This is a genomic window from Streptomyces sp. NPDC059853, assembly GCF_042731495.1.
In the GTDB taxonomy this organism is placed as follows: domain Bacteria; phylum Actinomycetota; class Actinomycetes; order Streptomycetales; family Streptomycetaceae; genus Streptomyces.
The window spans coordinates 1-3,138 of sequence record NZ_JBHWJL010000431.1 but is presented as its reverse complement, the minus strand read 5'-3'; the positions used below and the strand labels follow the sequence as shown (position 1 = coordinate 3,138).

Here is a 3,138-nt window from a genome sequence, read left to right as displayed (position 1 = left end):
GCGCCTCGGGCTCGCGGACACCGGTGGCGACCTCGCACTCGTCGAGGTTGCCGACGGCCACCGAGGCATGCCGCAGGGCCTCGGCGTAGTACGGGCGGGCCTGGTCGGGGTCGCGCCAGAACATGGGGCGCCAGTCGAGGTCGAAGACGGTGGCGACCCGCTCCTCCCGTCCCGGGTCGCGGGCGGCGAGCGCGGCCAGGGTGGCGGTGCGGCTGGGTTCCTCGCTCAGCCCGGTGCCGGTCACCCAGAAGATCCGGGCGGCGGCGACGGCCGCGAGGTCGAGTTCGCCGGGGTGGATGACGAGATCGGGGGCCTTGGGCCGCCGGTAGAAGTAGAGCGGGAAGTCGTCGGGCGGGAAGAGCTCGCAGAAGGTGAGGGGGGTGGGGTAGGCGGCCACCGGCGTCACCCAGCGGTCGTCCACCCCGAACTCCCGCAGCGCCCGGTGGCAGAAGTCGCCGAACGGGTCGGCGCCGGTGCGGCTGATGACGGCGGTGCGCCGGCCGAGCCGGGCGGCGGCGACGGCCACATTGGTGGCGGAGCCGCCGAGGAACCGGCCGAAGGTCTCGACCTCGGAGAGCGGGACGCCGGTCCGCAGGGGGTAGAGGTCCACCCCGATGCGGCCCATCGTGATGAGGTCCATGGCCATGCCGAACCGCCCCTTCCGGTTGCCGCCGAGCGCGCCGATCGCCTCTCAGATGTAGACCGGGCGGGACCGCCTGTCAATGGTTTGTCTTTACATAATGACATCCATACTCCCCCGGGGGTACGGTCGTTACCGGCGTGGACGCAACGACGTGGACGACGTTGGAAGGCAGGCGTGTGCATGGACCTCGACCGCATCCGCATCGGATCCGCCCCCGACTCCTGGGGTGTCTGGTTCCCCGATGATCCGCAGCAGACCCCCTGGCAGCGTTTCCTCGACGAGGTGGCCGAGGCCGGCTACCGCTGGATCGAACTCGGCCCGTACGGCTATCTGCCCACCGACCCGGCCCGGTTGCGGGACGAGCTGGACCGCCGCCGGCTCACCGTCTCGGCCGGCACCGTCTTCACCGCCCTGCACCGCGGCCCGGCCGTGTGGGACGCCACCTGGGAGCACGTCGCGAAGGTGGCCTCGCTGACCGCCGCGATGGGCGCGCGGCACCTGGTGGTCATCCCCGAGTTCTGGCGCGACCCGGTGACCGGCGAGCGCACCGACCCGGAGAAACTGAGCCCCCATCAGTTCCGCGATCTGACCGAGGGCACCGAGCGGCTGGGCCGCGAGGTGCGCGAACGGTACGGGCTGTCCATCGTCGTCCACCCGCACGCCGACACCCATCTGGACACCGAGGAGCACGTCACCCGCTTCCTGGACGCCACCGACCCGGCCGCCGTCGGCCTCTGCCTGGACACCGGCCACTACGCCTACTGCGGCGGCGACAGCGTCCGGCTCATCAAGACCTACGGGGAGCGGCTCGGCTATCTGCACCTCAAGCAGGTGGACCCGGCGATACTGGCCGAGGTGCGCCGCGACGGCACCCCGTTCGGCCCGGCCGTGGCCAGCGGCGTGATGTGCGAACCACCGCGCGGACTGCCGGACCTGCCGCCCGTGCTGGCCGCCGCCCAGGGCCTGGGGGTCGATCTGTTCGCGATCGTCGAGCAGGACATGTACCCGTGCCCGCCCGACCAGCCGCTGCCGATCGCCACCCGCACCCGCCGCTACCTGCGCTCCTGCGGGGCGTGAGGGCGCACCGCAGAACGGAGAAAGGCTCCCCGTGAACACTGAGAACCCGCTGGGCATCGCCGTCATCGGCACCGGCCGGATGGGCGCCGACCACGTACGGCGCATCGACCGGGTCATCAGCGGCGCGTACGTCGCCGCCGTCGCGGACGTGGACGAGGGCCGCGCCAAGGAGGTGGCGGGCACGGCCGGACCCGGCTGCACCGCGCACACCGACCCCGCAGCCGCCATGGACGCCCCCGGGGTGGGCGCCGTCCTCATCGCCTCCCCGGGCGCCGCGCACGAGGCGCAGCTGCTCGCCGCGCTGGAACGCGATCTGCCGGTGCTGTGCGAGAAGCCGCTCACCCCCGACCCGGAGGCCGCGCTGCGGGTGATGGCAGCCGAGCAGGCGCTGGGCCACCGGCGGATCCAGGTGGGCTTCATGCGCCGGTACGACCACGAGTACACGCAGTTGAAGCGGCTGCTGGCCGAAGGGCGGTACGGCAGGCCGCTGATGCTGCACTGCCGGCACCGCAACACCGTCTCGCACCCGCTGTTCACCACCGAGATGCTGATCAGTGACTCGGTGGTGCACGAGATGGACGCCGCCCGCTGGCTGCTGGAGCAGGAGCTGACCGCCGTCACGGTACTGCGGCCCGTCCCCTCCTCGGGGGCCCCGGACGGGCTCGGCGATCCGCAGCTGGTGATCTTCGAGACCAGTGGCGGCGCCCTGGTGGACGTGGAGATCTTCGTCAACTGCGGCTTCGGCTACCAGGTGCAGGCCGAGGCGGTGTGCGAGCGGGGCACGGCCCGCATCGGCGACGCGCACGGGCTGCTCACCAACACCGCGGGGCGGTGGGGCGGGGAGATCGCGGACGACTTCATCGTGCGGTTCGCCGACGCGTACGACCGGCAGCTGCGGGAGTGGGTGGACGCCACCCGCGCCGGGCGGGTCACCGGCCCCAGCGCCTGGGACGGGTACGCGGCGGCGGCGGTGTGCGCGGCCGGGGTGGCGGCGCAGCGCAGCGGGGTGCGCACGCCCGTGGAGATGGCCGAGCGGCCGGCCTTCTACAGCCCAGTATCGTATGTCCGGACAAACTGACCGGAGCGCGGTGTTCAGAAGAGGGTGACCCGGGGTGGACCTGACGTTCAGCATCGACCGAGGCAGTCCGGTACCGCTGTACTTCCAGCTGTCCCAGCAACTCGAAGCCGCCATCGAACACGGTGAGTTGCTGCCCGGCACCCTCCTCGGCAACGAGATCGACCTCGCCGGACGGCTCGGGCTCTCCCGCCCCACCGTCCGGCAGGCGATCCAGGTCCTGGTCGACAAGGGCCTGCTGGTGCGCCGCCGCGGCGTCGGCACCCAGGTGGTGCACAGCCGGGTCCGCCGCCCCCTCGAACTGAGCAGCCTCTACGACGATCTGGAGAGCGCGGGCCAGCGG

The 3,138-nt window shown here is 72.4% G+C and carries 4 protein-coding genes; 3 read left to right on the top strand and 1 reads right to left on the bottom strand.

Translation table 11 applies throughout. The features are described 5' to 3' along the window. A partial coding sequence (locus ACFV5N_RS26265; protein WP_385604560.1) for a PfkB family carbohydrate kinase occupies positions 1-646 on the bottom strand: 646 nt, incomplete at its 3' end. A gap of 177 nt (positions 647-823) precedes the next feature. Here ACFV5N_RS26265 and ACFV5N_RS26260 point away from each other — a divergent pair. The 3 genes from ACFV5N_RS26260 to ACFV5N_RS26250 all read left to right on the top strand — a co-directional run. Then, positions 824-1,720 (top strand): sugar phosphate isomerase/epimerase family protein, encoded by an 897-nt coding sequence (locus ACFV5N_RS26260; protein ID WP_385604557.1) that lies wholly within the window; start codon positions 824-826, stop codon positions 1,718-1,720. A 31-nt stretch (positions 1,721-1,751) separates the two neighbouring features. Next, complete coding sequence (locus ACFV5N_RS26255) at positions 1,752-2,798, top strand: Gfo/Idh/MocA family protein (RefSeq protein WP_385604554.1); 1,047 nt, start codon at positions 1,752-1,754, stop codon at positions 2,796-2,798. 34 nt (positions 2,799-2,832) lie between these two features. Continuing rightward, on the top strand, positions 2,833-3,138 hold a 306-nt coding region (locus ACFV5N_RS26250; RefSeq protein WP_385604551.1), incomplete at its 3' end, for a GntR family transcriptional regulator.